Below are 23,901 nucleotides of genomic sequence, written 5' to 3'. Positions count from 1 at the left end.
TCCAGCTCTGCGGCCTTACGGAGCTGTGCCAACCGCGCGCACTCCGGGCAACCCGGAACCGGCCGGGGGCGCGGTCGCAAGGGGACGGTCCCCGGGTCTTCATGCCTCTGAGTGGGTTCCGTCTTCATCGCGCCGCGCCCCTCCCGATCGCTTCCAAAGTCGATGGAACGACCCTAGGAAGTGGCGAATCCACGCGGCTACGCTCTTGCACGAGCTTGCACGGGAACTACCCGAGAGACGTAATCGCCTCTGAGATCAGAGCCCGAGCGGCAGCACCGTGTACCGCGATCTTGGACAGCTGTGAGAACGCCTTCGCGTAGGTGGCAACCTCGCTGGGGGCAGTCACGTTCACGGCGGCCGTGAGCAGCTCGACGCTCGCTTGGCGGCTGTCGAACAGGTAGAAGGCTTCCAGGGGCCAGACACGGCGCTGAGTCGTGAACGGGATGACTCCAAGGCTCACGTTCGGCAAGGCCATGACTGCCAGGAGATACCCGAGCTGGCCGGCCATGGTGGCCTCGTCGCCGATCCGGTAGCGGAGCACCGTTTCTTCCAGGAGCAGAGCGAACCGGTGGTCACCCTCGTGGAGAACTCGTGAGCGTTCGATCCGGGAGGCGGCGGCCGTCTCCGAATCGTCTGGGGTTCCTTGGAAGGCCGCGATGGTCGAGAGCAGGGCCGCTGCGTACGCCTCGGTTTGAAGCATCCCAGGGACCACGTTCGAGCAATACACGCGGAAGTGGCGCGTTTGCTCGTACAGGGGAACGACTTCCTCTTGTGCCCGGCGCATGCCGTGCCGGTGGAGCTTCTGCCAGTGCACGTACATCTGATCGGCTTGCCGATTCGCCGCGATCAGGTCCTCTACCTGGCCCTCAGCTCCGCACGCCTTGCACCAGGCGCGGATGTCGGCGTCAGACGCGGGTGTCTTGGCCCGCTCGATGCGTGACGACTTGGCCGGACTCCAGCCACAGCGAAGAGCCAGCTCATGCCCGGTCAGCTCCGCCTCTCTGCGCAGGCCCCCGAGACGGGCGGCGATGGCTTCACGGGCAGCCTGGGCACTGGACGAGGGGGATGCAGACATGAGTTGGCTCTTCGCGATTCGTCAGGTCAGACCGAGTACTTCTCGTGTGGGATACCGCGCTCCCACACTGTCTCGAACGCTGCGGAGGCCAGTGCTGCAACGGCTGGTTCGGACCGTACCTCCCAACCGGGCTCGGACCAGCTCCCCTCCCCGGTGAAGTGGTTGAAGAGCACGATCTCCCCGTCGAACACCCAGCAGTCGTTCCCAGGGAGTGCGATGTCGGAAGCCTGACGGCGGGGGAGCCAGCGAACCTGTTCCCCGGCGTGGAGGTTCACCACGGTGCCAGCATGCTCGTACCGGATGTACTCCGTGACCGGCTCCGACACCACACGGGCCCGGCGGACGACGACTCCCCGGGCCACGGTGCCGCGAATCAAATCAACCCAGGGCGCCCAGTAGGCAGAGGCAGGGTCCACGTCGCGTTGGCCTGTGCGCTGCCAGTTCTCGAAGTCCTCGGCCTCGTCGCCCACCCCGTACGAGTCGCGCATCTCCAGGTGCAGCGCCGAGTGCCGGGCCGCCGCCAGCAGCTCGTTAAAGCCCGGTTCCTTCTGCGACATCGCACGCCTTCCTCAGCATCGGCACCATGCGGGCCGGAATCCGGATCACTGCTTCGTGTGGCGGAATGCCCGGCGCATGGCCGGGAACCTCGAACGCGGCGCACTCCGCCTCTAGCTTCTCGTCTGGCTTCCAGCCTTGAAGCACCAGCTCCCCCTTCTCCTCGTCCACCCATACGGTGGGGGAACCCTGCTGCCCCGTGTCTGGATCTTGTCGAGTGGCTTACGCCAACTTGCACGAGCTTCGTTGCGGCGGCATCGGAGCGTCAAGGCTGACTGCCGCTCGCAGAGCCCTCGTGAGCGGTTCTCGGCCATGCGGCAGGCCCGCCCATCAGGCGTTGGCTACGTGACCAACGCATGACCAACAGCGGGCGGGAACGGACGGGAACGCCAGGTAGCGGTGACCAACCGCGCCATCGGTGAAGGGCCTTCTGGAGTACGTTTCCCCAGATCAGAAGACAAAAGGGCTGGTGCCCGAGAGGAGAGTTCAAGTCCCCCCTCGGACACAGACAGAGAACCCCACTTCGGTGGGGTTCTTTTTCGTGTTCCGGAGCGGAGCCCGGTGGCCGGATCCGCCGGTGCGGCATCATGGGCCCGACCGGGTCGAGGGGGAACAGCGTGCCGCAGGACGCACCGCGCAAGGACGTCGTGATCGCCGGGCGGTACCGCCTGGGGAAGAGGCTGGGCCGCGGCGGCATGGGGACCGTCTGGAGGGCCTCCGACGAGCTCCTGGGACGCGCGGTCGCCGTGAAGGAACTCCACGTCGGCGAGGACGCGGAGACGGCGGGGGCGCTGCGCGAGGCGCGGACCGTCGCCCAGGTCAGGCACCCGCACGTGGTCGTCGTGCACGACGTCGTCGAGGACGACGGCCGGCCGTACATCGTCATGGAACTCGTCGAGGGCGGCTCGCTCGCCGACCGCCTCACCACCAGCGGCCCCCTGGACACCGGGGAGACCGCCCGCGTCGGACTCGCCCTGCTCGGGGCCCTGGACGCGGCCCACGGGCGCGGGGTGCTCCACCGCGACGTCAAGCCCGCCAACGTCCTGATCGAGGCCGGAACCGGACGGGTGGTGCTCACCGACTTCGGCATCGCCCGCCTCGCCGGCTCCACCACCATCAGCGAGACCGGCGCGTTCGTCGGCTCACCCGAGTACACCTCTCCCGAACGGATGCAGGGGGCCGACGCCGGCCCCGCGTCCGACCTGTGGTCCCTGGGCGCCCTGCTGTGCGCCGCGCTGACCGGCGAGTCCCCCTTCCACCGCGACTCGCTGGGCGGGGTCCTGCACGCCGTCGTCCAGGACGAGATCCGCCCGCCCGCACAGGCGGGCCCCTTGGCCCCGCTGGTCCGCGGCCTGCTCGAACGCGACCCGGCCCGCCGGCTGGACGCGGCGCAGGCGCAGCGGATGCTGTCGGCGTACGTGACCACCGGCACCCTCCCCGTCCTCGGCCCCGCCCCCGAGCGGCCCGCCGGCCCCGCCCCGGCGGGCTACACGCCGACCGAGCGCGCCACCGTGCCGAGCGCCCCCGCGCGGGCGGGGACGTCCCGGCCGGGTCTGCACGGCGGAGTGGTCGCCGCGCTCGTCGTGGCGGCCGTCGCCGGCGCCGTGGCCGTGACCTCCCTGGTCTCCCGCCCGGAGGGCGGCCAGGACACCGCGCGGGACGACCGGCCCGGCCCGACGGCCCCCGCCGCGACCGCCCCGCCGCTCCCGGCCGTGGGCCCGGCCGCTTCCCCCGCGCCCGCGACGGCGACCGCGACCACCACCGTGACCGCGCCGGCCCCGGCCCCGCCCGCCGGGAAGCCCGCGCCCGCCGGATACCGGTGGGCCGCCGACCCGGCGGGGTTCGTCCTCGCCGTGCCCCAGGACTTCCAGCGCACCACCGACGACCAGCGGGTCTTCTACGTCTCCCCGGACGGGGCGATCCGGATCGGCATCAAGGTGACCTCCGCCGCGCCGGGCGGGCCGCTCGCCGCGATGCGGCGGTCCGACACGAACGGGCCGTCCAACAACCCCGGCTACCGCGACGCCTCGGTCGTCCCCACCACCCACGACGGACTGCCCGCGGCCCTGTGGGAGTTCACCTGGGACGGGTTCAGCACCGCCGAGGGGCCACGGCACACCTACGACCTGGGCTGGGACCGGAACGGACGGATGTACGACGTCTGGGTCTCGGCCCCCCTCGGCCGCCTCGCCCAGGCCAGGGCCCACTTCGACACCGCCCTGGACTCCTTCAGGCCCTAGCCGCCCCGGCCGCCCGGGCCGGCCCTCAGGTGCCCAGGACCAGCAGCCCCTCCTGGGCGGGGAGGCTGCCCGGGGCCAGCGGGCCCAGGGTCTGCGGCAGCGCCAGGCGCGGGCCGTCGCCCTCCTGGCCGGTGCCGAACAGGTACGCCGCCCCCGAGGCGGAGTCGCTGACCAGGTGGGGGCCGGCGGCCGACGCCGCGAACCGGGTCAGCCGGGTCCGGAACAGCCGGCCCAGGTGGCGCAGGGTCTCCGGGGCCGGGGCGGCGTCCGGGGCGGGCGGGGCCCCCGCCGGGGCGTCCGGCGGGATGGCGCCCGACAGCAGCAGCGCCAGCAGCACCGGCACCGCCTTGCGCCGCAGGGCCTGCGTGGCCTCGTGCAGGCGGTGGGCGTGGGCGGCGGGCAGGGAGAGGGCCAGGCTGCCGGCGGCGCCGCCCGTGGCGATGGGCACCGCCGCGCAGACGACCCCGGGGGAGTACTCGCGCAGGTCGAAGACGGGGGCCCCGGGGGCCACCGAGTCGAGGGCGCTGAACAGGACCCGGCTGTCGGTGATGGTGTGCGGGGTGAGCCGGGCCGGGCGGTGGCGGGCCACGTGGTCGGCCCGGACCTCGTGGTCGAGCTGGGTCAGCAGGCACTTGCCGACCGCGCTGGCGTGCGCGGCGGCCCTGAAGTCCACCCACTCCCGCACCGGCGGCGCCCCCGGCCCGTCCGCCATCTGGGTGATCCGGACCTCGCCCTCCGCGTACCGGCTGAGGTAGACGGCGGCGCCCGCGCTGTCCCGCGCCAGCGCCAGGGTGCGCTGGAGCTGACCCGCCAGACCGCCGCCGCCCGGGGCCGCGAGCCGGTCCAGGGCCGGGCCGGGCGCGTACACCCCGGCCCCGGGGCGGAAGGCGTACTCCTCCTCGCACAGCATCGACAGCAGCGGCCGCAGCGCCGCCTCCGTCAGCCCGGCCCCCCGCGCGAGCTGCCCGGCGCGCACCCCCAGCGGGTGCCGCTCCAGGACCCGTACGACGTCCAGCGCGCGGCGCGCCTGCGCCAGGGCCTCCCCGGTGTCGTTCCGCACCGCCGTGCCCCGGGCGGCCGCGGTCAGCGCGGGGTGGCGCAGCGGGCCCGCGGTGGGGCGGGGCCGGGGCGCCGGGAGCGGGGGCGGCGCCAGGAACGCGGCCAGCACCCCGGGAAGCTCCGGCCCGGGCAGCGGCACCGGGCCCAGATCGGCATCGTCGCACTGGACGACGTACCGCAGGACGGCCGCCTGGGCGCACAGCCGGACCTCGCGCAGCTCCCGGCGGCCCCCGGGCCGGAAGCCGCGGCGGCACAGCTCGCGGGCCCACAGGCGGGCGTCGTGGTGCTCCCCGCGCCGGGAGTGGTCCAGGAACAGGCAGTGGGCGGCGGGGGCGGTGCGCGCGCTCCCCGAACCGGCGGCGAACTGCCACCAGAACCGGGCGCCCTCGCGCAGCCCCGCCAGGTGCAGCAGGCAGCCGAAGACGAGCGCTCCGGGCGGGTCGGCGTGGCCGCCGTCGACTTCCACGAAGCGGCCGAGGTCGCGGCGCGCGAGCGGATCGCAGACCACGGCGAGGCAGGCGGCCCGCAGGTCCCGGCGGGCCCGCTCGGAGTCCAGCGGACGGTCCCGGGCCGGGTCGGCCCAGCCGAAGGGGCGCCGCCTGCTGCGGCCGGCCGGCGCGGCGGGGGCGCCCGAGGCGCGGGGGACGCGCAGCAGGCGGGCCTCGGCGGCGCCGAGGTCGTAGTGCGGGTAGCGGTCGCGCACGGCCGCGCGCAGCAGGAACTCGGACAGGGGGCGCCGGCCCGCGGTGCGGCCGCCCTCCGCCCCGGTGCGGTCGCCGTCGGCGGCGCTCATGATTCGGGGGCGGCGTCGAGCAGCCGCGCGAGGCGCCGGTGGGCCTGGCCGAGCTGCGAGCGGACGGTGGCCTCGTCGACGCCCATCACGGCGGCGGCCTCGCCCGGGGTGCACTGGAGCCCGTAACGCAGCATCACGGTGTCCCGCTGGCGCTCGGCGAGGCGGGAGACGGCCTGGTAGAAGCGGATGGTGTCGGTCAGTACCTCGTACTGGTCGGGGTGGGCCTCCTTGAGGGCCGCCTCGAAGGCGCTGATGTCCATCGGCTCGGGCCGGCGCAGGCGGGGGTCGCGGCGCCGCTGCCAGTCGACGATGCGCTGCTTCAGCACGGTCCAGGCGTAGGCGTCGAGGCGGTCCATGTGCAGCATGCGGAGCCATTCGTGCATGATCGAGTCGAAGGTGGCGTCCACCGCGTCCTCGGCGTCCGCGTCGGAGCCGAGCTGGAGGTACGCGAAGCGCATGTACGCGGGCCGCCGGTTGCTGTGGAAGGCCCAGTACGACAGGCGCGCGGTCGGGTCCCACTGGCTCATGGGCGTCGGCTGCCGCCGCCGGCTGGGCAGCCCCACGGCCCCGCCGGACTCCTCCGGTCCGCCATCGTTCACCGTTCCCCACCTCATCCCCTGGTGCCGGTCCATGAGAGCACCACCGGCGCACTCGGGGGGCGCGGATGAGGAAGCTGAAGGGATTACGTCGGGCGGTGACCGGTTGGTGAGCGATCCCGATCAGGCGGAGGGCCGGTCGGTACGTACGCATATGCAGAGGCATATGCCGAGGTGCAAGCCGGGCCCCGGCGTCCGCCCTCCGGATACCGGTCGGGGTCCGTGCCCGCGGTTCGATACGATGAACCGCCTCACCATGCGTACACGGCAGGGCACGCCCACGGCAGGTCCGAGGGGGGCCGCCGCCGCATGGATCCGTAGAAATGAACTGAAATGGAGCATCCGAGGATGGCTCGACACCTGATCACCAGCGCGCTTCCCTACATCAACGGGATCAAGCACCTGGGCAACATGGTCGGGTCGATGCTTCCGGCGGATGTGTACTCCCGGTACCTCCGCCAGCGCGGCCACGACGTCCTGTACATCTGCGCCACCGACGAGCACGGCACGCCCGCCGAACTCGCCGCCAAGGAGGCCGGGATCTCGGTCGCCGAGTTCTGCGCGCAGGCCCACGACGCCCAGAAGGCGGTCTACGACGGCTTCGAGCTGTCCTTCGACCACTTCGGCCGCAGCTCCTCCGCGCAGAACGCCGAGATCACCCAGCACTTCGCGCGGCAGCTCCAGGCGAACGGCTTCATCGAGGAGCGCGCGATCCGGCAGGTGTACTCGCCCGCCGACGGCCGCTTCCTGCCCGACCGCTACGTCGAGGGCACCTGCCCGCACTGCGGCTACGACAAGGCCCGCGGCGACCAGTGCGAGAACTGCACCCGCGTCCTCGACCCCACGGACCTGATCGACCCCCGCTCGGCCATCTCCGGCTCCACCGAGCTGGAGGTCCGCGAGACCAAGCACCTCTTCCTCCTCCAGTCCAAGCTCCAGCACGAGGTCGAGGCCTGGGTCGCGCGCCACGAGGAGGAGTGGCCGCAGCTGGCGTCCTCCATCGCCCGCAAGTGGCTGACCGAGGGCCTGCACGACCGCGCCATCACCCGCGACCTCGACTGGGGCGTCCCGGTCCCGGCCGACACCTGGCCCGAACTGGCCGCCGAGGGCAAGGTCTTCTACGTCTGGTTCGACGCGCCGATCGAGTACATCGCCTCCACCAAGGAGTGGGCCGACGCCGACCCGGCCAACCGCGACCACACGTCCTGGTGGTTCGAGGCCGATGACGTCCGCTACACCCAGTTCATGGCCAAGGACAACGTCCCGTTCCACACGGTGATGTTCCCGGCCACCGAGCTCGGCACCCGCGAGCCCTGGAAGATGGTCGACTACGTCAAGGCCTTCAACTGGCTGACGTACTACGGCGGCAAGTTCTCCACCTCGCAGAAGCGCGGCGTCTTCACCGACCAGGCGCTGGAGATCCTCCCGGCCGACTTCTGGCGCTACTTCCTGATCGCCAACGCCCCCGAGTCCGACGACTCGTCGTTCACCTGGGAGCACTTCGCGGCCACGGTCAACAAGGACCTCGGCGGCACCCTCGGCAACTTCGTCAACCGCGTCCTGACCTTCTCCCGCAAGAAGTTCGGCGACGAGGTCCCGGCCGGCAGCCCCGCCGGCGAGGCCGAGGCGAAGCTGGGCGAGCAGATCGCCGAGCTGCTGGCCGAGTACGAGGGCCACATGGAGACCCTCCAGTACCGCAAGGCCGCCGCCGCGCTGCGCGCCCTGTGGTCCGCGGGCAACGCCTACCTGGACGAGAAGGCCCCCTGGCTGGAGGTCAAGACCGACCTGGAGGCCGCCGCGCTGACCCTGCGCACCGCGATGAACCTCATCCACCTCTACTCGGTGGTCTCCGAGCCGTTCATCCCGGCCTCGGCGCGCGCCATGCGCACCGCGTTCGACCTGCCCGGCGACACCGCGACCTGGGTGACCCCGGAGCAGGCGAAGGCGCTGGACGCGGTCCCGGCCGGGACCCCGTTCACGGTGCCGCCGGTGCTGTTCGCCCGGGTCACCGAGGAGGACCTGGAGTCCTACCGCGAGCGCTTCGGCGGTTCCCCGGAGGCCTGAGGCCCGTGTGAACGCCGCCCGAAGGGCGCGACCCCGTCCGGGGCCGCGCCCTTCGGCGCGTCCGAACCCGGCCGGGGACGGGGGCGGACGGGGCGGAGGGTAGGGAAAACCCCACCGTGAAAGCTCCGCCCAGGCGTGCAGACCCGGCCGGCGCGGCGCGGCTGGAATGGGCCCATGACCCCTTCCCGTACCGCCCGGTGGACCGCCGGCTGGCTGCTGGCCGCCGTGTGGGCCCTGTCCTTCCCGCTGTTCTCCGCCCTGGCCCCGCACCGCCTGTGGGGCTGGTGCGCGGCCGCCGGATACCTCGCCGCCGCCGCGGCCACCGCCCTCGGCCGGCGCCGGGAGGCGCTCGGCGCGGCCCTGCTGGGTGCCGTCGCCGTCCCCCTCCTGTACCTGGTCCTGACCGGGCAGGGGCAGTCCGAGGTCGGCGTGATCGAACGCTCCGGGCGGCTCCTCCTCGACACCGGGAAGACGTACGTCGACCACCCCGCCGGGGTCGGGGAGTACACCCCCTACCTCCCGGCCATGTCCCTCCTCGGCGTCCCCCGCGCCCTGCTCGACGGCGCCTTCGGCGGGGGCGGGGGAGGGGCCGTCCGACTGCTGGGCGACGCCCGCATCTGGTGCGCGGCCGTCCTGGCCGGCGGCATGTGGGCCGGCCGTCGCCTCCTCGGCGCGGCCCCCTCGCCCCTGCTCCCGCTGCTGGTGGCTTCGCCGGTGGTGGCACTTCCGCTGGCGGTGAGCGGGGTGGACCTGCCGCTGGCGGGCCTGTGCTGCCTCGCCCTCGCGGCGGCCGCCTCGGGCCGCCCGGGGGCGGCCGGGGCGGCCCTGGGGGCGGCGTGCGCCCTGAAGTGGACGGCGCTGCCCGCGGTGGCGGTGGCGGCGGCCCTGCTCGGCTCCCGCTCCGGTGCCCGGGCGGCGGTCCGCTGCGCGGTGGCGGCGGGAGCGGTCACGGCCGCCCTGGTGCTGCCGGGCGCCCTGCTCCAGCCGGCGGAGCTGTGGCGGCAGGTGTTCGCCTTCCCGACGGGCCGGGCCGAGGTGGCGACCCCGGCGGGCAGCCCGCTGCCGGGGCACCTGCTGGCGGGGCTCGGGCCCTGGGGCTGGTACCTGACGGTGGCCCTGCTGGCGCTGGGCGGGCTGGGGGTGGCCCTCTCGCTGTGGGTGCGCCCGCCGCGCACGGTGGTGGCCGCGGCGGACCGCCTCGCGCTGGGGCTGACCCTGGCCTTCCTGCTGGCCCCGGCGGGGCGGTTCGGCTACCTGGCGCTGCCGGCGCTGCTGGTGGTGTGGGCCCGCTCGGCCGCCCCGGCGCGGGGCGTGCCCTCGCGGGTGGTGGCCCGGTCGGGGGCGCCGGGTCAGGGCGCGGCGGTGGCGCCCTCGTACCGGTCCACGTTCCGCCCGACCGCGTCCTGGAGCGGTCCCAGCCGGTCGGCCAGCCGCTGGAGGTCGGCGCTCCGGCCGTCGGACCACTGCCCGAGCCCGACGACCGCGACCCGGCCGACGCCGGTGAAGGACTGCACCCGTCCCGTCCCGGGTCCCGGGAGGGCCAGGCCGGCTCCGGGCGACGGGACGGGTACGCCGACCTGATGGTCCTCGTGGGCCTCCGTCAGCCCGGTCACCACCCTCAGCGTGTCCCGGGGGTCCGCCAGGGTGAAGACGGCGAGCCCGAACCGGTCGTCCCGGGCGTCCTCGTAGAGGGCGACCTGCTCGCCGACGCAGCCCTTGCCCTCGGCGATCATCGCGGCGAGGCGCGGGCCGACGGAGTCCGCTTCGGTGCAGGAGCCCAGCACCTTCGCGTCGACCCGGGTGAACGTGCCGCCGGAGCCGTCCGGGACCTCGGGCGGGAACACCTCGGCCAGCGGGACCATCGGCCGGCCCGCGGCCGAAGGGGCCGGGGCCGCGGGGGCGGGGGTCGCGGTGGCGGCGGGGGTCCTCCTGGGCCTGGCGGTCACGCGCTCCTCGTCGGCGGGGTCCGACATCTCCAGCGTGACCAGGGCCAGGACGCCCATCAGCAGGAACAGGCCGAGGACCAGCGGCCACGTCCGCGTGCGCCCCGCGGCGGACTCGTGGATCGAGGCACCGCGGACGAAGTCCTCGTCGAGGACCACGTTCCACTCGTCCTCGTCCGGGCCGTCCGGTCCGTCCGGGCCGCCGGGCGCGGGGGGCATCGCATCGTTCTTCGCCACCCTGCGACCCTAGTAGCCGTCCCACCGGTCTGAACACCCGCAGGTCACGGCCGACGGGAGGTCAGTCCGCGGCGGCCCGCGCGCCCGCGCGGCGCAGGTGGGCGAGGACGGCCAGGACGCGGCGGTTGCCCTCCGTCGGGTCCAGGTCCAGTTTGGTGAAGATGCTGCCCGCGTGCTTCACCACCGAGGCCTCGGTGACGAACAGCCGCGCCGCCAGGGCCTGGTTGTTGAGCCCCTCCGCCATCAGGGCCAGCACCTCCCGTTCGCGCGGGGTGAGCCGGTCGAGGGGGTCGTCCGCCGGCCGGGGCGCCAGCAGGACCCGGACCACCTCGGGGTCGATGACCGTCTGCCCCTCGTGCACCCGCCGCAGGGCGTCGAGGAACTCCTCGACCTCACCGACCCGGTCCTTGAGGAGGTAGCCCAGCCCGGCCGCCGAACCGCCGCCGAACAGCTGCGTGGCGTAGGCGGTGGCCACGTACTGCGACAGCACCAGGACCGGCAGCGCGGGGTCGGCGCAGCGCAGGGCGAGCGCGGCCCGCAGCCCCTCGTCGCGCAACCCGGGCGGCATGCGCACGTCCGTCACCACCACGTCGGGCCGCTCGGCCTCCACCGCCCGCAGCAGGGCGGGGGCGTCGCCGACGGCGGCGAGGACCCGGTGGCCGCCGAGCGCCAGCAGCTCCGTCAGCCCCGCGCGCAGCAGGACGGAGTCCTCGGCCAGGATCACCCGGAGCACGGCACCTCCACCCGAAGCTGTGTCGGCCCGCCGACCGGGCTGCTCACCGTCAGCCTTCCCCGCAACATCGCCACCCTGTCCGCGAGCCCCGCCAGGCCCGCCCCAGCGCCGGGATCGGCCCCGCCGCGGCCGTCGTCCGTGACGGTGAGCGTGAGCCGGCCGTCCTCGACCCTGCCGGCGACGCCGACGCGCGAGGCGCCGCTGTGCTTGGCCGCGTTGGCGAGGGCCTCGGTGACCGTGAAGTACGCCGTGACCTCGACCGGTTCGGGCAGCCGGGGCACCTCCAGGTCCACCGTGACCGGCACCGGATGGCGCAGCGCCACCTCGGCGACGGCCGCGGCCAGCCCGTGGTCGGTCAGCACCTGGGGGTGCATCCCCCGTACGAGGTCCCGCAGTTGGGCGAGGGCCAGCTTGGCCTCGTCGCGTCCCCGGCGCACCAGGGCGGCGGCCGCGTCGGTGCCGGGGGCCTTGCGCAGCTCCAGCTCGGCGAGGCCCAACGTCATGCTGAGGGCGACGAGTTGCTGCTGGGCCCCGTCGTGCAGGTCCCGTTCGATGCGGCGCCGCTCCGCCTCGAAGGCCTCCACCAGCCGGACCCGGGAGCGGGTCAGCTCCAGGACCCGGGCGTCCTCCTCGCGCGGCCCGAGCAGCAGCCGGGCCGTCCGCACCTGCACCCCGGTGATCAGCGCGGCCGCGTACGCGGCGAGGGCCAGTCCGGCCAGGCCGACGGCGGTGCCGCCGAGGGCCTCCAGCGGGCCGGCCGCCGCCTCGCCGGGTATCAGCATCACCGGCTCCGGGGCGAGGACCCACACGATCACGGGGGAGGCCACCAGCATCAGCGAGAGGGCCACCAGGGCCAGCACCCCGAACCCGGCCGCCCCGAAGACCAGCCCGAACAGCACGGCGTACCCGAACTCCCGCCAGGTGGCCCGCTCGCGCAGCCGCGTCCGCAGCCAGGCCCCCGCTCCGGCGCCGGCGAGCGAGGTGTGCGGATCCGCGACGGGTTCCGGCTCGACCCAGCGCAGCCGCCGCCGCTCCAGCTCCCCGAGGGGCACCGCCCCCGCCGGGGCCCCGGCCAGCAGCGCCAGCCCGATCCCCGCGACCGCCAGCAGTACCCCGAGCCCGAGCAGCAGCGCCAGCGCGCACAGCACCCCGTACCCCAGCGCGAACCCGCTGCCGAGGTAGGCCCAGCACCGCCAGGGCCACCAGGACACCAGGAACCGCAGCGGCCGCCGCAGCGACCGCCAGACCGCGACGGGCGGTTCGAGGGGCAGGGCGGGGTCTGGAGCGGTGGATCCGGGCACGGGTACCACCCTAGGTGATGGCGTACCGCCCCCGACGGGCCGTCACACGGCCGCCCCCAGCGCCACGAACCCGCAGATCAGCACCAACAACACGGCCAGCAGCGGCCAGACGAAGCGCAGGTAGGTGTCGTAGCCCACCTTCGCGAGGGCGACCCCGCCGATCGTGACGGCCGTTGTCGGGACCCAGAGGTTCATCCAGCCGCTGGCCGCCTGCCAGGCGGTCACCACCACTGCCCGGGAGACCCCCGCGAAGTCGGCCAGCGGGGCGAGCACGGGCATGGCCAGGGTCGCGTGGCCGGAGGTGGAGGGGATCAGGAAGGCCAGCGGCAGGTTGACCAGGAAGACGATCACCGCGAAGAGCCCGGACGAGGTCCCCTTCACCACGCCCTCGATGGAGTGCAGGACGGTGTCCGTGATCCGCGCGTTGTTCATGATCACGGTGACCCCGCGCGCCAGCATGATCACCAGTGCCGGGGAGACGAAGTCAGCGGCCCCGCGGATGATCGTCGAGCTGAGCCGCGCCTCGCCCAACCGCGCCACCAGCCCCACCAGCACCGCCGCGCACAGGAACAGCGCCGACAGCTGCGGGAAGGACCAGCCGAGCTCCCAGGCGTACGGGGTGGCGTCGGCCCTCCCGGTCAGCGCGCTCGACCACGGCACCACCGAGAAGATCATGAAGGCGAAGACCAGGACGAGCAGCACCAGCACCGCCTGGTGCAGCCGCGTGAGCCGGGGCTCCGCGTCCGCGTCGGCCTCCGCCTTGAGCGTCAGGTCGCCGGGGAGGAACCCGCACAGGGACCGGTCCGGGTTCCGCTGGACGCGGCGCGCGTAGCGGATGACGTAGAGGACGGTGACGGCGGTGAGCACCACCCACATGGCGAAGCGCAGCACGATGCCGTCGCCCAGTGAGATCCCCGCCGCAGAGGAGGCCACTCCGGTGGCGAAGGGGTTGACGGTGGAGCAGAGCACGCCGATGCCGGCGCCCAGGATCGAGGCGCCGACCGCCACGAGCCGGTCGTAGCCGAGCGCCAGCATCATCGGCACCAGCAGCCCGTAGAAGCCGAGCGTCTCCTCGGCGAAGCCCTCGACGGTGCCGAGGACGGAGAAGACCACCATCACCGCGGCGATCAGCAGGGCCCCCCGGTCGCGCAGCCGGTGCGCGAGGCGGGCGATGCCCCGGTCGAGGGCGCCGGTCTCGAAGACCACGGTGATGAACGCGCCGATGGCCAGGACGAACAGGAAGACCCCGGCACTGCCGTACAGGGCGCCCGTCAGGCTCGGGCCGACCTCGTGGGTCGCGGGGTCCTGGATGCCGTAGAGCCCGTTGACGGGGGCCAGGAAGAGGTCGTTCAGGCGGTCGGTGAGGCTCCGGTCGCCCGCCACCCGCCGGTAGGTGCCGGCGATCGGAGCGCCGTCGGCGCTCCGGTCGTACCGGCCCGCCGGGATCAGGAAGGCCAGCAGCCAGATCGCGACCGTGACCAGGGCCAGGACGGTCAGGGCACTGGGGAGGCGCAGGCCCCGGGCGGGGGCCGCGCCCGCCTGCTCCGGGCCGCCGGCCGGGGGCGCCGTCACCGGTGCGCCCCCGCCGGACCCCGCCCGCCGTCCGCCATCCGTGCCACCGTCCCTCGGCCGAGCCGTGAACCCCTTCCTCCGAGCATGGGCCGGGGCGGCGGCGGGCGCGGGGGTGGAGTGGTCCGTCAGGGTGAGCGGGCCCGGCGGCGCGGGCCGCACGCGTCACCCGCCCGGCCCGAAGTCACCCCTCGGACAAGGATCTTGACCCGTCCGGCGCGTGTCGAACCGGGCCCTTGATCGTTTCTTCAGCCGTAACCCCCATATCGGCTGCCGAATCGGAGGACCGCGGTGACGGCTTGGCAGTACTACGCCGGGGCGGGCATGGTGGCCGCGCTCTGCCCGCTGCACGGCCACGTGGCGGTCGCCGGCGACGGGCACGGCAGTGGGGCCCGGGTCGACATCTGCGTCCCGGCGGGGCGGCCCGCGCGGCCGCCCATGCCCCCGCCGCCCGTGGCCCGGCCGGGCAGCCCGGCCGTGGTCCCGCCCGCCGTACGGGTACGGGTGCCCGGCGCCGAACGGCCCGCCGTGCACCACCCCGGCGAGGCGCCGGGCCTGCCCGGGACCCCGGAACCCGGGCCCCCGGCGCCGGACGGCGTCGCGCAGCCGGCCCCGGCTCCGCCGGCGTCCCCGCCGGACGCGCGGCCGGCGCCGGCCGCAGCCTCCGGTCCGGCCGCGCCCGGGACCGCCGCGCCGGCGCACGCCTTCCACGTGCGCCCGTACCGCTCCGTGGCCCTGGAGCGGCGCGGCCCGAACGGGCTGAGCACCATGATGCTGATGGTGGTCGTCACCACCCCGGCCGTGCTCGCCGCCGCCGCACTGCGCCCCCGCTCCAAGAGCCGCGGCGCGGCCTCCTGAGACACCGCCGCACCGCGGCTCCGAGCGGCTCCGAACCGCCGGCACACCGACGCATCCACGAACGGGAGATCCCTCGTGTCCGAATGGCTGGTCCTGGCCATCGCCATGGCGCTCGTCTGCGCCCTCGTCCTCGCCATGACCGTGATCCGGCACCGCCGGGTCGCGGACGACGAGGACACCAGCGAAACCCCCGACGTCATCGAGTACATGACGATGATGGTCGGCGTGGTGTACGCGATCGTCCTGGGCCTGGCCATCGCGGGGGTCTGGGAGGCGCGCGGCGCCGCCGAGGACAGCGTGCGCCGCGAGGCCCAGTCGCTGTACGAGGTGACCCAGCGGGCCGACGTCTACCCGGCGCCCGTCCGCGACCGGATCCGCGGCGAGGTGGACGCGTACGTCGCGCACACCGTCAACGTCGACTGGCCGCGCCTGGTCGCCGGCCGGGAGGCCTCCCCCGAGGGCGCCCAGCTGCTCGGCAAGCTGCGCACCGACGTCACCCACCAGAGCCCCGCCAACGAACTCCAGGCACAGGCCTACCAGCCGCTGCTCGACCAGATCGCGGCCGCCGACGACGCCCGGCACTCGCGCACACAGAGCGACGAGTCCACCCTGCCGAGCGTGGTCTGGGTCGGGCTGCTGGTGGGCGGTGTCGTCACCATCGGGCTGATCTTCACCCTGCAGATCCGCCGCTCGGGCCGCGAGCTGCTGCTGGCGGGCCTCTTCAGCGCCCTGATCGTGTTCCTGCTGTTCATGGTGTGGAGCTTCGACGCCCCCTTCGGGCGGGCCGGCACCGACTCCGCGGGCGCCTTCCAGGACCTGTTCCCGGCCCTGTCGGTGACGGCGTCCCGCTGAGGCCCCCGGGCCTCCCGCGGTTCCGCGGCCCCGGCGGGTTCAGCCCCCCGCCGGGGCCGCCTGCCGCCGGGCGGCGGCCACCAGCGGCGAGTGCCGCAGCGCGTGCGAGATCCGGACGAGGTCACGCGGACCGTCGGCGGTGACGAGCACCCGGTCGGCGGCCGCTTCCTCCTCCTCGGTCCCGGCCACCGCCTGCGGGTCGGCGGCGCAGACCAGTACGGCGGCCGCCACCATCGCCGCGTCCGCGACGGCGCGGGCCGTCTCCTCGTCCGCCCCGGCCTGCAGGGCCCGTGCGTAGGCGGTGTCGCGGTGGCGCCGGTCGAAGCAGGGGCCCAGCCTCAGGAACCCGTCGTGGATGTCGGACTCCCGCTGGATCACCCGGATCTCGGCCGGGGACCACCAGGACATCCGCACCCCCGGCGTGTCGCTCGGCGCGGTGCTCTGCACCTCGTGCCACAGCGCCCCCAGGTGCCGGTAGGTGCTCCAGGTCCGCCAGCTGTCGGACACCCGCTGGTAGAGCAGGGGCAGTACGAAGCCGACCGAGCTGACCAGCGCGCCGGCGGAGGCCAGCGGCGGGGCGACGAAGGTGCTCAGGAAGTCCAGGTCGTGGCCCAGCCAGCGGGCGGCGACGGCGGACATCTTCGCGGCGTCGTAGGCCAGGCTGATGGCGTAGCCGGAGACGATGATCAGCAGGCCGGCCCGGAGCCAGCCGCAGACCTGGAGGGACCAGCGCCAGCACATCGAGACCATCATCATCACGGCCACGTTGTGCGCCAGCAGGTAGGAGGCGACCATCAGCCGGATGTAGGGGGTGTTCGCGTAGTACGTGTCGAAGTCGCGCAGCCGCTCGACGGGGGCCGAGCCGAGGGCGAACAGGATGACGATCGCCGTGATGACCACGGAGTAGCCGGCGATCCAGCGCATCGAGGTGTGCCGGATGTCCTCGGCCGGACCGCCGCGCCAGTTGAACACCAGGACGAGGCAGGAGGCGCTGAAGGCCGTCATCAGGCAGTAGACGAGGGGGGCGGAGAAGTTGGGGATCCCCGTCCACCGGTTGACGGCCTCGATGGTGGGCGGGGCGGCGAAGGTGAAGACCGCGCCGGCGAGGAGGAGCAGGAAGCAGACCGACCGCAGGAGCGGATCGCGCCAGTTGGTGCGCAGGGCCGGCAGCTTGCAGACGAGGGAGATCGCCATCGCCGCCGCCGGGATGTAGTAGTCCGGTCCTTTCAACGGTCGTTCCTGTGCCCCCGGTAGCCGAGGGAGGTCTCGATCCGTCCCGCCAGCTCGTCCCGGCGGCCGGCCGGGCGTCCGCCGGAGGACCCGGCCAGCCAGGTGCGGCATCTGCTGCCGAGGAGGAGGCCGAAGGTCTCGGCCTCGGTCTCCTCCCGGACGTCGGCGCGGGTGCGCGCGGCGACGCTGCGGACCGTCTCGCCGAGGTCGGCCCCGTCGGTCAGCAGCCGGGCCGCGACGGCGGCGCCGTCGACGTGGTGGCTGCAGTGGCCGGCCTGCATGTGCCACAGCTCGTGGCCCAGGATCACCAGCTGGTGGTCCGGCGCGGTGCGCTCCTCTATCACGACCAGGTCCCGGTCCGCCATGTCGAGCCACAGGCCGCTGGCGGTCCCCTGCGGGAACGCCGCCATCCGGAACTGCACCGGGCGGCCCCGGTGCCTGCTCATGCCGTCGCAGAGGGCGGTGTAGAGGTCCACGGGTTCCACGGGGCCGGCCAGCTTGATGCCGGACACCAGCTCCGCGCACAATCGCCGCTGCGCTCTGCCTATGCTCACCGTTCTCCCCGTCGACGCGGATCCGGATCAGGACTCAAGGATCAGATCCAGACTTTCGACTGGGTCATGATTCGTTCGGTTTGACGCTTTCGAGAAGCATGTCCAGCCATTCGGTCACCTTGTCCCGGTGCTTGTCGCTGGGCAGTTGGGCGGCGCGCCAGGCGATGCCCCGGACCCCGTGGTTCTGCAGGAGCCGGGCGAGCGGGTCGCCGGCCGCGGCGGCCTCGGCCGGCACGGGCTGGCGCTCGCGTCCCGCGAAGTCCTGGAGGAGCTGCTGCTCGGTGCGCTGGAGGGCGTCGGTGAGCGCGTCGGCGTCATGGGCGGTGAGGAAGCCCGCGTGCACCCCGAAGAAGCGCTGGATGGCGTCGCAGTGCTCCATGGTGGGCCGCCGGTCGCCGTTGATGAGGGCGCCCGCCTGCTGCCGCGACATCCCGGCGCCGTCCGCGATCTCCTGCTGGGTGTAGCGGCGGCCGTTCGGTTTCACCCGGGTGCGCCGGAGCAGGTCGAGGCGCTGGAGGAAGCGCGCCTGGAGGTCGGGTTCACCGGCCCGCCTGCCGTCCAGGAGGGACCTGATCACGTCCGTGGGGACCCCGGAGGCCTCCGAGAGGCGGCGGAGGTCGAAGACCTGGTTCGGGTCGCGGCCCATTTTGTTCGCCAGCTCGGCGACCCGCGTGACGGTTGCCGCCAGGGGCGCGTTGGCCACCGCGACGGGAGCCGGGAAGCCGTCTGTCACCAGTGGTTCTCCTAGATCGCGCGAGGTCAGTGGGCACGTGGTCGGCCTCAGGGAATCTATCCGGTTTGTTTTGGGAGAGCCATAACTTGCCACAGCTGTGGCGCGAATGAGCTGTCGCCAGGCTGGAATTGCCACAATAGTTGACACTCGAATGAAGTCGGTAGCAGGATCGCCACACGGAAATGAAGATCCAGACCGTTGAGGAGGGGGAGCTCTCGGTGCCACATCTCGCAGCGGTGGGCCCGTCTGATGGCCTCGTCCGAGCCGGTGAGGAGCGCCTGGCGGGCGACGAGTCCGCCCGTGGCGCAGTGCGGTCGGAACGGCGCAAGGAGATTTTGCGCCAACGCCGCGAAGAACTGGGCCTGAGTCAGGAAGACCTCGCGGCGCGTCTGCGTATCAGCGTACGCGCGTACGGGAACTGGGAACGCGGCCTGGTCAAGGAATGGACGGACCGCAAACTCCTCGCCCTGGCCGAGGCCTTGGAGATGAGCGAGCGGCAGTGCTTCTGGCTCTTCCGGATCATGGTCGACCGGGACCCGCCGCCCACCTGGCGCGCGGCCGAGGAGAACCGGCTGCCCCAGGACCCGGCCCAGCGCGACTACCTGGTCGACTACGCGGCCCTGATGGAGGCCGTGCCCTACCCGAGCTTCCTGGTGGACCACCGCTGGGACGTGGCCCTCACCAACTCGGCCTTCGACCGCCTCTTCCAGACGGTGAGACCGCACCCCACGGCCCTGCCGGACGACAACTTCCTGCGCTTCGTGCTGTTCCATCCGGACGCCGCGGCCGTGCTGGAGGACCACGAACCGGCCTGGTGCGTACCGCTGCTGGCCCAGTTCGCCACCGCGCTGGCGGCCGCCCCGGAGGACGAGGGGCTGCGCAGCATCCGCCAGGAGGTGGCCCGCGACCCGTTCATGGAGGCGGCCTACCGCTACGGAGTCCCGCACTGGCTGACCACGCACGGGCAGGAGGCCGCCGAACAGGACGGCGCGGTGCGCACGGTGCGCCACCCCGACCCGGGCTGGGGCCTGGTGCGCTGCCGGATGGTGGCCGAAACCAGCCGGATGCTCGACGGCATGGGGCTGACCCGGATCACCCTGGTGCTCTCCGCCCCGCAGGGCCTGCCGACCGGCCCGGTGCGCGGCGGCGCCCGGTTCCCGCAGCAGCAGGGGGTCCGCCTGCGGGCGGTCCCGACGCTGGGGGAGTAGCCGGCGGGATCCGGCGCCGCTCCGGCCTGCCACGGCCGGGCGCCGAGGATCGCGTGCGAGCATCGGATGCCACGATCGGCGACATCGAGTGGATGTCGCCGATCGTGGCATTCGTGCCGTCGCCCGGGGCGTCCCGCCCCGGGCCGTGGCGGTGTGGGGTACCTCGAAAGGCCGGAAGGACGGTAGGGGCGTGCGGTTGACCATCCTCGGCGGGGGCGGATTCCGCGTCCCGCTCGTCTACGGAGCGCTGCTCGGCGACCACGCGGAGGGCCGGGTGACCCGGGTGACCCTCTACGACGAGGACCCCGCGCGGCTCGCCGCGATGGCCCGGGTGCTCGCGGACCAGGCCGCCGCCTCGGGAGCGGCGGACGCCCCGGAGGTCACCGCCACCCGGGACCTGGACGAGGCCCTGCGCGGGGCCGACTTCGTGTTCTCCGCCATCCGCGTCGGCGGCCTGGAGGGGCGCGCGGCGGACGAGCGGATCGCCCTGGCCGAGGGGGTGCTCGGCCAGGAGACGGTGGGCGCGGGCGGGATCGCGTACGGGCTGCGGACCGTTCCGGTGGCCCGGGAGCTGGCGCGCAGGATCGCCCGCACCGCCCCGGACGCCTGGGTCATCAACTTCACCAACCCGGCCGGGGTGGTCACCGAGGCCATGTCCGAGGAACTGGGCGGCCGGGTCATCGGCATCTGCGACTCGCCGGTCGGCCTCGGCCGCCGGATCGCCCGGCTGCTGGGCGTGGCCCGCCCCCAGGAGGCCTGGATCGACTACGTCGGCCTCAACCACCTGGGCTGGGTGCGCGGCCTGCACGTGGGCGGGCGCGACCAGCTGCCCCGGCTGCTGGCCGACGACGGGGCGCTGGAGTCCTTCGAGGAGGGACGCCTCTTCGGGGCCGAGTGGCTGCGCTCGCTGGGCGCGATCCCCAACGAGTACCTGCACTACTACTACTTCAACCGGGACACGGTACGGGCCTACCAGGAGGCCAAGCAGACCCGCGGGGCATTCCTGCGCGACCAGCAGCGCGGGTTCTACGCCGAGGCCGGCCGGGCGGGGCAGTCCGCCGGGGCGGCGCTGGCCGCCTGGGACCGGACGCGGGCCGAGCGCGAGGCCACGTACATGTCCGAGAACCGCGAGGTGGCGGGCGTCGGGGAGCGCGAGGAGAGCGACCTGGAGTCCGGCGGCTACGAGAAGGTGGCCCTGGCGCTGATGCGGGCCATCGCCCGCGACGAGCGGGCCACGCTCATCCTCAACGTCCGCAACGGCTCGACCCTGTCCGTGCTGGACGCCCAGGCGGTGATCGAGGTGCCCTGCCTGGTCGACGCGAACGGCGCCCACCCGGTGTCGGTGGCCCCGCTGCCGCTGCACGCGGTGGGACTGGTGACCTCGGTGAAGGCGGCCGAGCGGGCGGTCCTGGCCGCCGCGGCGAGCGGCTCGCGGGCGGACGCGGTCAAGGCCTTCGCGCTGCACCCGCTGGTGGACTCCGTGTCCGTGGCCCGGCGGCTGCTGGAGGGGTACGCGGCGCAGCACCCGGGGCTGTCCTACCTGCGCTGAGCCGGGCCGCCAGGCGCCCGCGGCGGGTTCCCCCGTACGGCGGCTTGCGGCATGCGGGGAGGGCGGGCGGCTGTGACAGTGCGAGGGTGACCACTGCCCCCGCCGCGGCCGCGGCGCCGCCCGTGCTCGACCGGCGGCGGCGCAACGTCGTCTTCGGCACGATCATGCTCGGCGTGCTGCTGGCCGCCCTCGACCAGACGATCGTGGGCACCGCGCTGCCCACGATCGTGGGGGACCTCGGCGGCGGGGACCACATGGCCTGGGTGGTGACCTCGTACCTGCTGGCGGAGACCGTCGCGACCGTGCTCGTCGGCAAGTTCGGCGACCTCTTCGGCCGCAAGGTCGTCTTCCAGGTCTCCGCGATCGTCTTCATCACCGGCTCCTTCCTCTGCGGGCTCGCCGGGAACATGTCCCTGCTGATCCTGTGGCGCGGGGTCCAGGGCATCGGCGCCGGCGGCCTGATGGTCACCTCCATGGCGCTGATCGCGGACGTGGTGCCGCTGCGCGAGCGCGGTACCTACCAGGGCGCGATCGGCGCCGTCTTCGGCGTCGCCACCGTCATCGGCCCGCTGCTCGGCGGGCTGTTCACCGACCACCTGAGCTGGCGCTGGGCCTTCTACGTCAACGTGCCCGTCGCGGTGCTGGTGGTCGCGGCCGCCGCGCGGACCATCCCCTCGGTACGGGCGCGGGGCCGGCCCCGGATCGACTACCTGGGCATCGCCCTGGTCGCGGTGGGGTCCAGCGCGCTGATCCTGGCCACCAGCTGGGGCGGCAACGAGTACCCCTGGACCTCCGGGGTGATCGTCGGGCTGCTGGCGGGCGGGGTGCTGGCGCTCGCGCTGTTCTGCCTGGCCGAGACCCGGGCCGCCGAACCGATGCTGCCGATGCGGCTGTTCCGCAACCCCGTCTTCACCGTGTGCTCGGTGCTCAGCTTCGTCGTCGGCTTCGCCATGCTCGGCGCGATGACGTTCCTGCCGACCTACCTCCAGTACGTGGACGGGGACTCCGCCACCCTGTCGGGCGTACGGACCCTGCCGCTGGTCGTGGGCCTGCTGATCGCCTCCGTCTTCAGCGGCAACGTCACCAGCAGGACCGGCCGGTACCGGATCTTCCCCATCGTGGGCTGCGCGGTGATGGGAGCCGGCCTCTACCTGCTGTCGCGGATGGACGCGGACACCGGGGCGTGGCTGGAATCCGTCCACATGTTCGTGCTCGGCGCCGGGATCGGCCTGTGCATGCAGGTGCTCACGATCGCCGTGCAGAACACCGTCGACTACGCCGACCTCGGCACGGCCACCTCCGGCGTGACCTTCTTCCGCACACTGGGCAGCGCCTTCGGGACCGCCGTGTTCGGGACCATCTACGCCAACAGCCTGGCCCCCGAGCTGAAGGCCGCCGTGGCGGGTGCCGCCCGGGCCACCGGCCAGGACCCGGCGCGGCTCGCGGCCGCCGCGCAGAGCCCGCAGGGGGTGCACGCGCTCGACCCGGCGGCGTCCGGCCCGATCGTCGGCGCGTACACCGAGGCCCTGCACACCGTGTTCCTGTGGACGGTGCCGGTGGCGGCCGTCGGCTTCGTCGTCGCGCTGTTCCTCAAGCAGGTCCGGCTGCGCGACAGCGCCCGCGCCGCGTCCACGGACATGGGCGACGGCTTCGCCTCGCCGGCCACGGCCTCCGGGGACTCGGCCAAGCTGCTGGAGCTGGCGGTGGGCAAGCTGGTGCGGAACATGGGCCCGCAGCAGGCCCGGGGGATCGTCGAGGCCTCCGACACCCGGCTGGACATGGCCGGGGCGTGGGCGGTCATGCAGGTGGACCTGCTCACCCGTACGGTCGGGCACGCGGGCCTGGGGCTGATCGCCTCGCGCCGGTCGCTGCCGCCGGAGGTGCTGCTGCCGGTCTTCGACCGGATGGTGGAGGAGGGCTACCTGACCCGGCAGAACGGATTCTTCAGCCTGACGCGGGGCGGGCAGCGGGAGGCCGACGTCATCTCCGCCGCGTGGGCGCGGTGGCTGGGCGACCAGCTGGAGCGCGACCGCGGCCGCCCGCGCAGCGCGGAGCTGCGGGCGGCGGCGGACGCGATCGCCAAGCGGCTGCTGGCCGAAGACCTCCGCGAGGGGAACTTCGCGCCCCGCCAGGGGGTCTAGGTCTTGTCCGCCGGCCGGGCGGCGTAGTCGTGGCCGGGGGCCTCGGGCAGGGAGGTGAGACCGGGCTGCCAGGCGTGCAGGACCGCCGCCGAGGGGGCGTACAGGGCTGCCGGGATCTCCTCGGGGGCGAACCAGCGCCACCGGGCGATCTTGTGGGGTTCGGTGACGGCCGGGGTGCCCTCGGCTGAGCGGGTCAGGGCGGCCGCCGTCAGCCGGGTCACCTCGGTCTCCGTGGCGGCGATCTGGACGGCCAGGACCTCGATCGCCTCCGGGGCGGTGCGCAGGGACGTCTCCTCGGCGAGCTCGCGCGCGGCGGCCTGCTCGAAGCCCTCCCCGGGGTCGACCTTGCCGCCGGGCAGTTCCCAGCGCCCGTCGTGCGCCTGGCCGAGCAGGACCCGGCCGTCGGGGCCGAGCACGATCAGGCCGACGCCGACGACGGCGTTGGGCTGGGGGACGGCCCGGGCGGCGCCGGCTTGGGCTTCGGGGCGTTGGGGAGTCACGCGAGGCTCTCCTGTCCGTCGTGCGGCGGTGGAACGGTCATTGTCCCATCCACCGCCGTCAGGAGACGGGGCGTCAACCCGGGGCGCGGCCGACCCCTCGGACGGGTGTGC

18 protein-coding genes and 2 pseudogenes are annotated in these 23,901 nt (G+C 74.0%); 8 read left to right on the top strand and 12 right to left on the bottom strand.

Annotated elements, in window-relative coordinates:
• Window positions 1-226: 226 nt before the first annotated feature.
• The 3 genes and pseudogenes from ACFY0O_RS16260 to ACFY0O_RS16250 all read right to left on the bottom strand — a co-directional run.
• Window positions 227-1,075, bottom strand: coding sequence for a helix-turn-helix domain-containing protein (locus ACFY0O_RS16260; RefSeq protein WP_388947344.1), 849 nt, complete (start codon window positions 1,073-1,075; stop codon window positions 227-229).
• Window positions 1,076-1,101: 26 nt separating this feature from the next.
• Window positions 1,102-1,632 carry a DUF6879 family protein gene (locus ACFY0O_RS16255; protein ID WP_388531291.1) on the bottom strand — a complete coding sequence of 177 codons (531 nt, stop codon included), beginning with the start codon at window positions 1,630-1,632 and terminating at the stop codon, window positions 1,102-1,104.
• A pseudogene (locus ACFY0O_RS16250) lies at window positions 1,607-1,840 on the bottom strand (hypothetical protein); the annotation flags it as partial. The gene ACFY0O_RS16255 and the pseudogene ACFY0O_RS16250, both read right to left, overlap by 26 nt.
• Window positions 1,841-2,217: 377 nt before the next feature.
• Here ACFY0O_RS16250 and ACFY0O_RS16245 point away from each other — a divergent pair.
• The gene (locus ACFY0O_RS16245; RefSeq protein WP_388947343.1) at window positions 2,218-3,870 is read left to right on the top strand and encodes a serine/threonine-protein kinase; all 1,653 of its coding nucleotides are present in this window, start codon (window positions 2,218-2,220) and stop codon (window positions 3,868-3,870) included.
• A 316-nt stretch (window positions 3,871-4,186) separates the two neighbouring features.
• Here ACFY0O_RS16245 and ACFY0O_RS16240 read toward each other — a convergent pair.
• A pseudogene (locus tag ACFY0O_RS16240) lies at window positions 4,187-4,930 on the bottom strand (IclR family transcriptional regulator C-terminal domain-containing protein); the annotation flags it as partial.
• Window positions 4,931-5,718: 788 nt separating this feature from the next.
• Window positions 5,719-6,321: a sigma-70 family RNA polymerase sigma factor gene (locus ACFY0O_RS16235; protein ID WP_388947342.1), complete on the bottom strand. Its 603-nt coding sequence runs from the start codon at window positions 6,319-6,321 to the stop codon at window positions 5,719-5,721.
• A 345-nt stretch (window positions 6,322-6,666) separates the two neighbouring features.
• On the opposite strand from ACFY0O_RS16235, the gene metG reads away from it, so the two are divergent.
• Window positions 6,667-8,382, top strand: a complete 1,716-nt coding sequence (metG, locus tag ACFY0O_RS16230) for a methionine--tRNA ligase (RefSeq protein ID WP_388947341.1) — start codon at window positions 6,667-6,669, stop codon at window positions 8,380-8,382.
• Between the two features lie 174 nt (window positions 8,383-8,556).
• Window positions 8,557-9,963, top strand: coding sequence for a glycosyltransferase 87 family protein (locus ACFY0O_RS16225; protein WP_388947340.1), 1,407 nt, complete (start codon window positions 8,557-8,559; stop codon window positions 9,961-9,963).
• A gap of 660 nt (window positions 9,964-10,623) precedes the next feature.
• Here the strand turns inward: ACFY0O_RS16225 and ACFY0O_RS16220 are convergent.
• The 3 genes from ACFY0O_RS16220 to ACFY0O_RS16210 are packed head-to-tail and all read right to left on the bottom strand — an operon-like array spanning window position 10,624 to window position 14,168.
• Complete coding sequence (locus ACFY0O_RS16220; RefSeq protein WP_388947339.1) at window positions 10,624-11,295, bottom strand: response regulator; 672 nt, start codon at window positions 11,293-11,295, stop codon at window positions 10,624-10,626.
• The gene (locus ACFY0O_RS16215) at window positions 11,283-12,596 is read right to left on the bottom strand and encodes a sensor histidine kinase (protein ID WP_388947338.1); all 1,314 of its coding nucleotides are present in this window, start codon (window positions 12,594-12,596) and stop codon (window positions 11,283-11,285) included. Before ACFY0O_RS16215 ends, ACFY0O_RS16220 begins: the two co-directional genes overlap by 13 nt.
• A 42-nt stretch (window positions 12,597-12,638) precedes the next feature.
• Window positions 12,639-14,168: a YfcC family protein gene (locus ACFY0O_RS16210; RefSeq protein ID WP_388947337.1), complete on the bottom strand. Its 1,530-nt coding sequence runs from the start codon at window positions 14,166-14,168 to the stop codon at window positions 12,639-12,641.
• A gap of 288 nt (window positions 14,169-14,456) precedes the next feature.
• On the opposite strand from ACFY0O_RS16210, the gene ACFY0O_RS16205 reads away from it, so the two are divergent.
• Entirely contained in the window at window positions 14,457-15,023 is a 567-nt protein-coding gene (locus tag ACFY0O_RS16205) for a hypothetical protein (protein ID WP_388947336.1), read from the top strand.
• A gap of 75 nt (window positions 15,024-15,098) precedes the next feature.
• Window positions 15,099-15,875 carry a hypothetical protein gene (locus ACFY0O_RS16200; RefSeq protein ID WP_358897053.1) on the top strand — a complete coding sequence of 259 codons (777 nt, stop codon included), beginning with the start codon at window positions 15,099-15,101 and terminating at the stop codon, window positions 15,873-15,875.
• Window positions 15,876-15,914: 39 nt separating this feature from the next.
• Here ACFY0O_RS16200 and ACFY0O_RS16195 read toward each other — a convergent pair whose 3' ends face one another.
• The 3 genes from ACFY0O_RS16195 to ACFY0O_RS16185 form a co-directional block, all read right to left on the bottom strand.
• Window positions 15,915-17,105, bottom strand: a complete 1,191-nt coding sequence (locus ACFY0O_RS16195; RefSeq protein WP_388947335.1) for an MAB_1171c family putative transporter — start codon at window positions 17,103-17,105, stop codon at window positions 15,915-15,917.
• Complete coding sequence (locus ACFY0O_RS16190; RefSeq protein WP_388947334.1) at window positions 17,102-17,659, bottom strand: toxin-antitoxin system, toxin component; 558 nt, start codon at window positions 17,657-17,659, stop codon at window positions 17,102-17,104. The genes ACFY0O_RS16195 and ACFY0O_RS16190 overlap by 4 nt, the downstream gene beginning before the upstream one ends.
• Before the next feature lie 64 nt (window positions 17,660-17,723).
• Window positions 17,724-18,392 carry a helix-turn-helix transcriptional regulator gene (locus ACFY0O_RS16185; protein WP_358897047.1) on the bottom strand — a complete coding sequence of 223 codons (669 nt, stop codon included), beginning with the start codon at window positions 18,390-18,392 and terminating at the stop codon, window positions 17,724-17,726.
• A gap of 335 nt (window positions 18,393-18,727) precedes the next feature.
• Between ACFY0O_RS16185 and ACFY0O_RS16180 the strand changes: the two genes are divergently transcribed.
• The 3 genes from ACFY0O_RS16180 to ACFY0O_RS16170 all read left to right on the top strand — a co-directional run bounded on the left by ACFY0O_RS16180 (window position 18,728) and on the right by ACFY0O_RS16170 (window position 23,290).
• Entirely contained in the window at window positions 18,728-19,600 is an 873-nt protein-coding gene (locus ACFY0O_RS16180) for a helix-turn-helix domain-containing protein (protein WP_388947333.1), read from the top strand.
• Between the two features lie 190 nt (window positions 19,601-19,790).
• Window positions 19,791-21,149 carry a 6-phospho-beta-glucosidase gene (locus ACFY0O_RS16175; protein ID WP_388947332.1) on the top strand — a complete coding sequence of 453 codons (1,359 nt, stop codon included), beginning with the start codon at window positions 19,791-19,793 and terminating at the stop codon, window positions 21,147-21,149.
• Window positions 21,150-21,313: 164 nt separating this feature from the next.
• A complete protein-coding gene (locus ACFY0O_RS16170) occupies window positions 21,314-23,290 on the top strand; it encodes an MDR family MFS transporter (protein ID WP_388947523.1) in 1,977 nt (658 codons plus the stop codon).
• Here ACFY0O_RS16170 and ACFY0O_RS16165 read toward each other — a convergent pair.
• Window positions 23,287-23,790, bottom strand: coding sequence for an NUDIX hydrolase (locus tag ACFY0O_RS16165; protein WP_388947331.1), 504 nt, complete (start codon window positions 23,788-23,790; stop codon window positions 23,287-23,289). The genes ACFY0O_RS16170 and ACFY0O_RS16165 overlap by 4 nt on opposite strands.
• Window positions 23,791-23,901: the final 111 nt, after the last annotated feature.

Source organism: Streptomyces sp. NPDC001594 (assembly GCF_042893675.1).
Taxonomy (GTDB): Bacteria; Actinomycetota; Actinomycetes; order Streptomycetales; family Streptomycetaceae; genus Streptomyces.
Note: the sequence above shows the minus strand (reverse complement) of the source record. Positions and strands in the feature narration are given on the sequence as shown.

Coding starts and splice junctions, on each gene's coding strand:
- ACFY0O_RS16260 (WP_388947344.1), bottom strand. CDS start 1,075: ATGTCTGCATCCCCCTCGTCCAGTGCCCAGGCTGCCCGTGAAGCCATC.
- ACFY0O_RS16255 (WP_388531291.1), bottom strand. CDS start 1,632: ATGTCGCAGAAGGAACCGGGCTTTAACGAGCTGCTGGCGGCGGCCCGG.
- ACFY0O_RS16245 (WP_388947343.1), top strand. CDS start 2,218: ATGGGCCCGACCGGGTCGAGGGGGAACAGCGTGCCGCAGGACGCACCG.
- metG (WP_388947341.1), top strand. CDS start 6,667: ATGGCTCGACACCTGATCACCAGCGCGCTTCCCTACATCAACGGGATC.
- ACFY0O_RS16225 (WP_388947340.1), top strand. CDS start 8,557: ATGACCCCTTCCCGTACCGCCCGGTGGACCGCCGGCTGGCTGCTGGCC.
- ACFY0O_RS16170 (WP_388947523.1), top strand. CDS start 21,314: ATGCTCGGCGTGCTGCTGGCCGCCCTCGACCAGACGATCGTGGGCACC.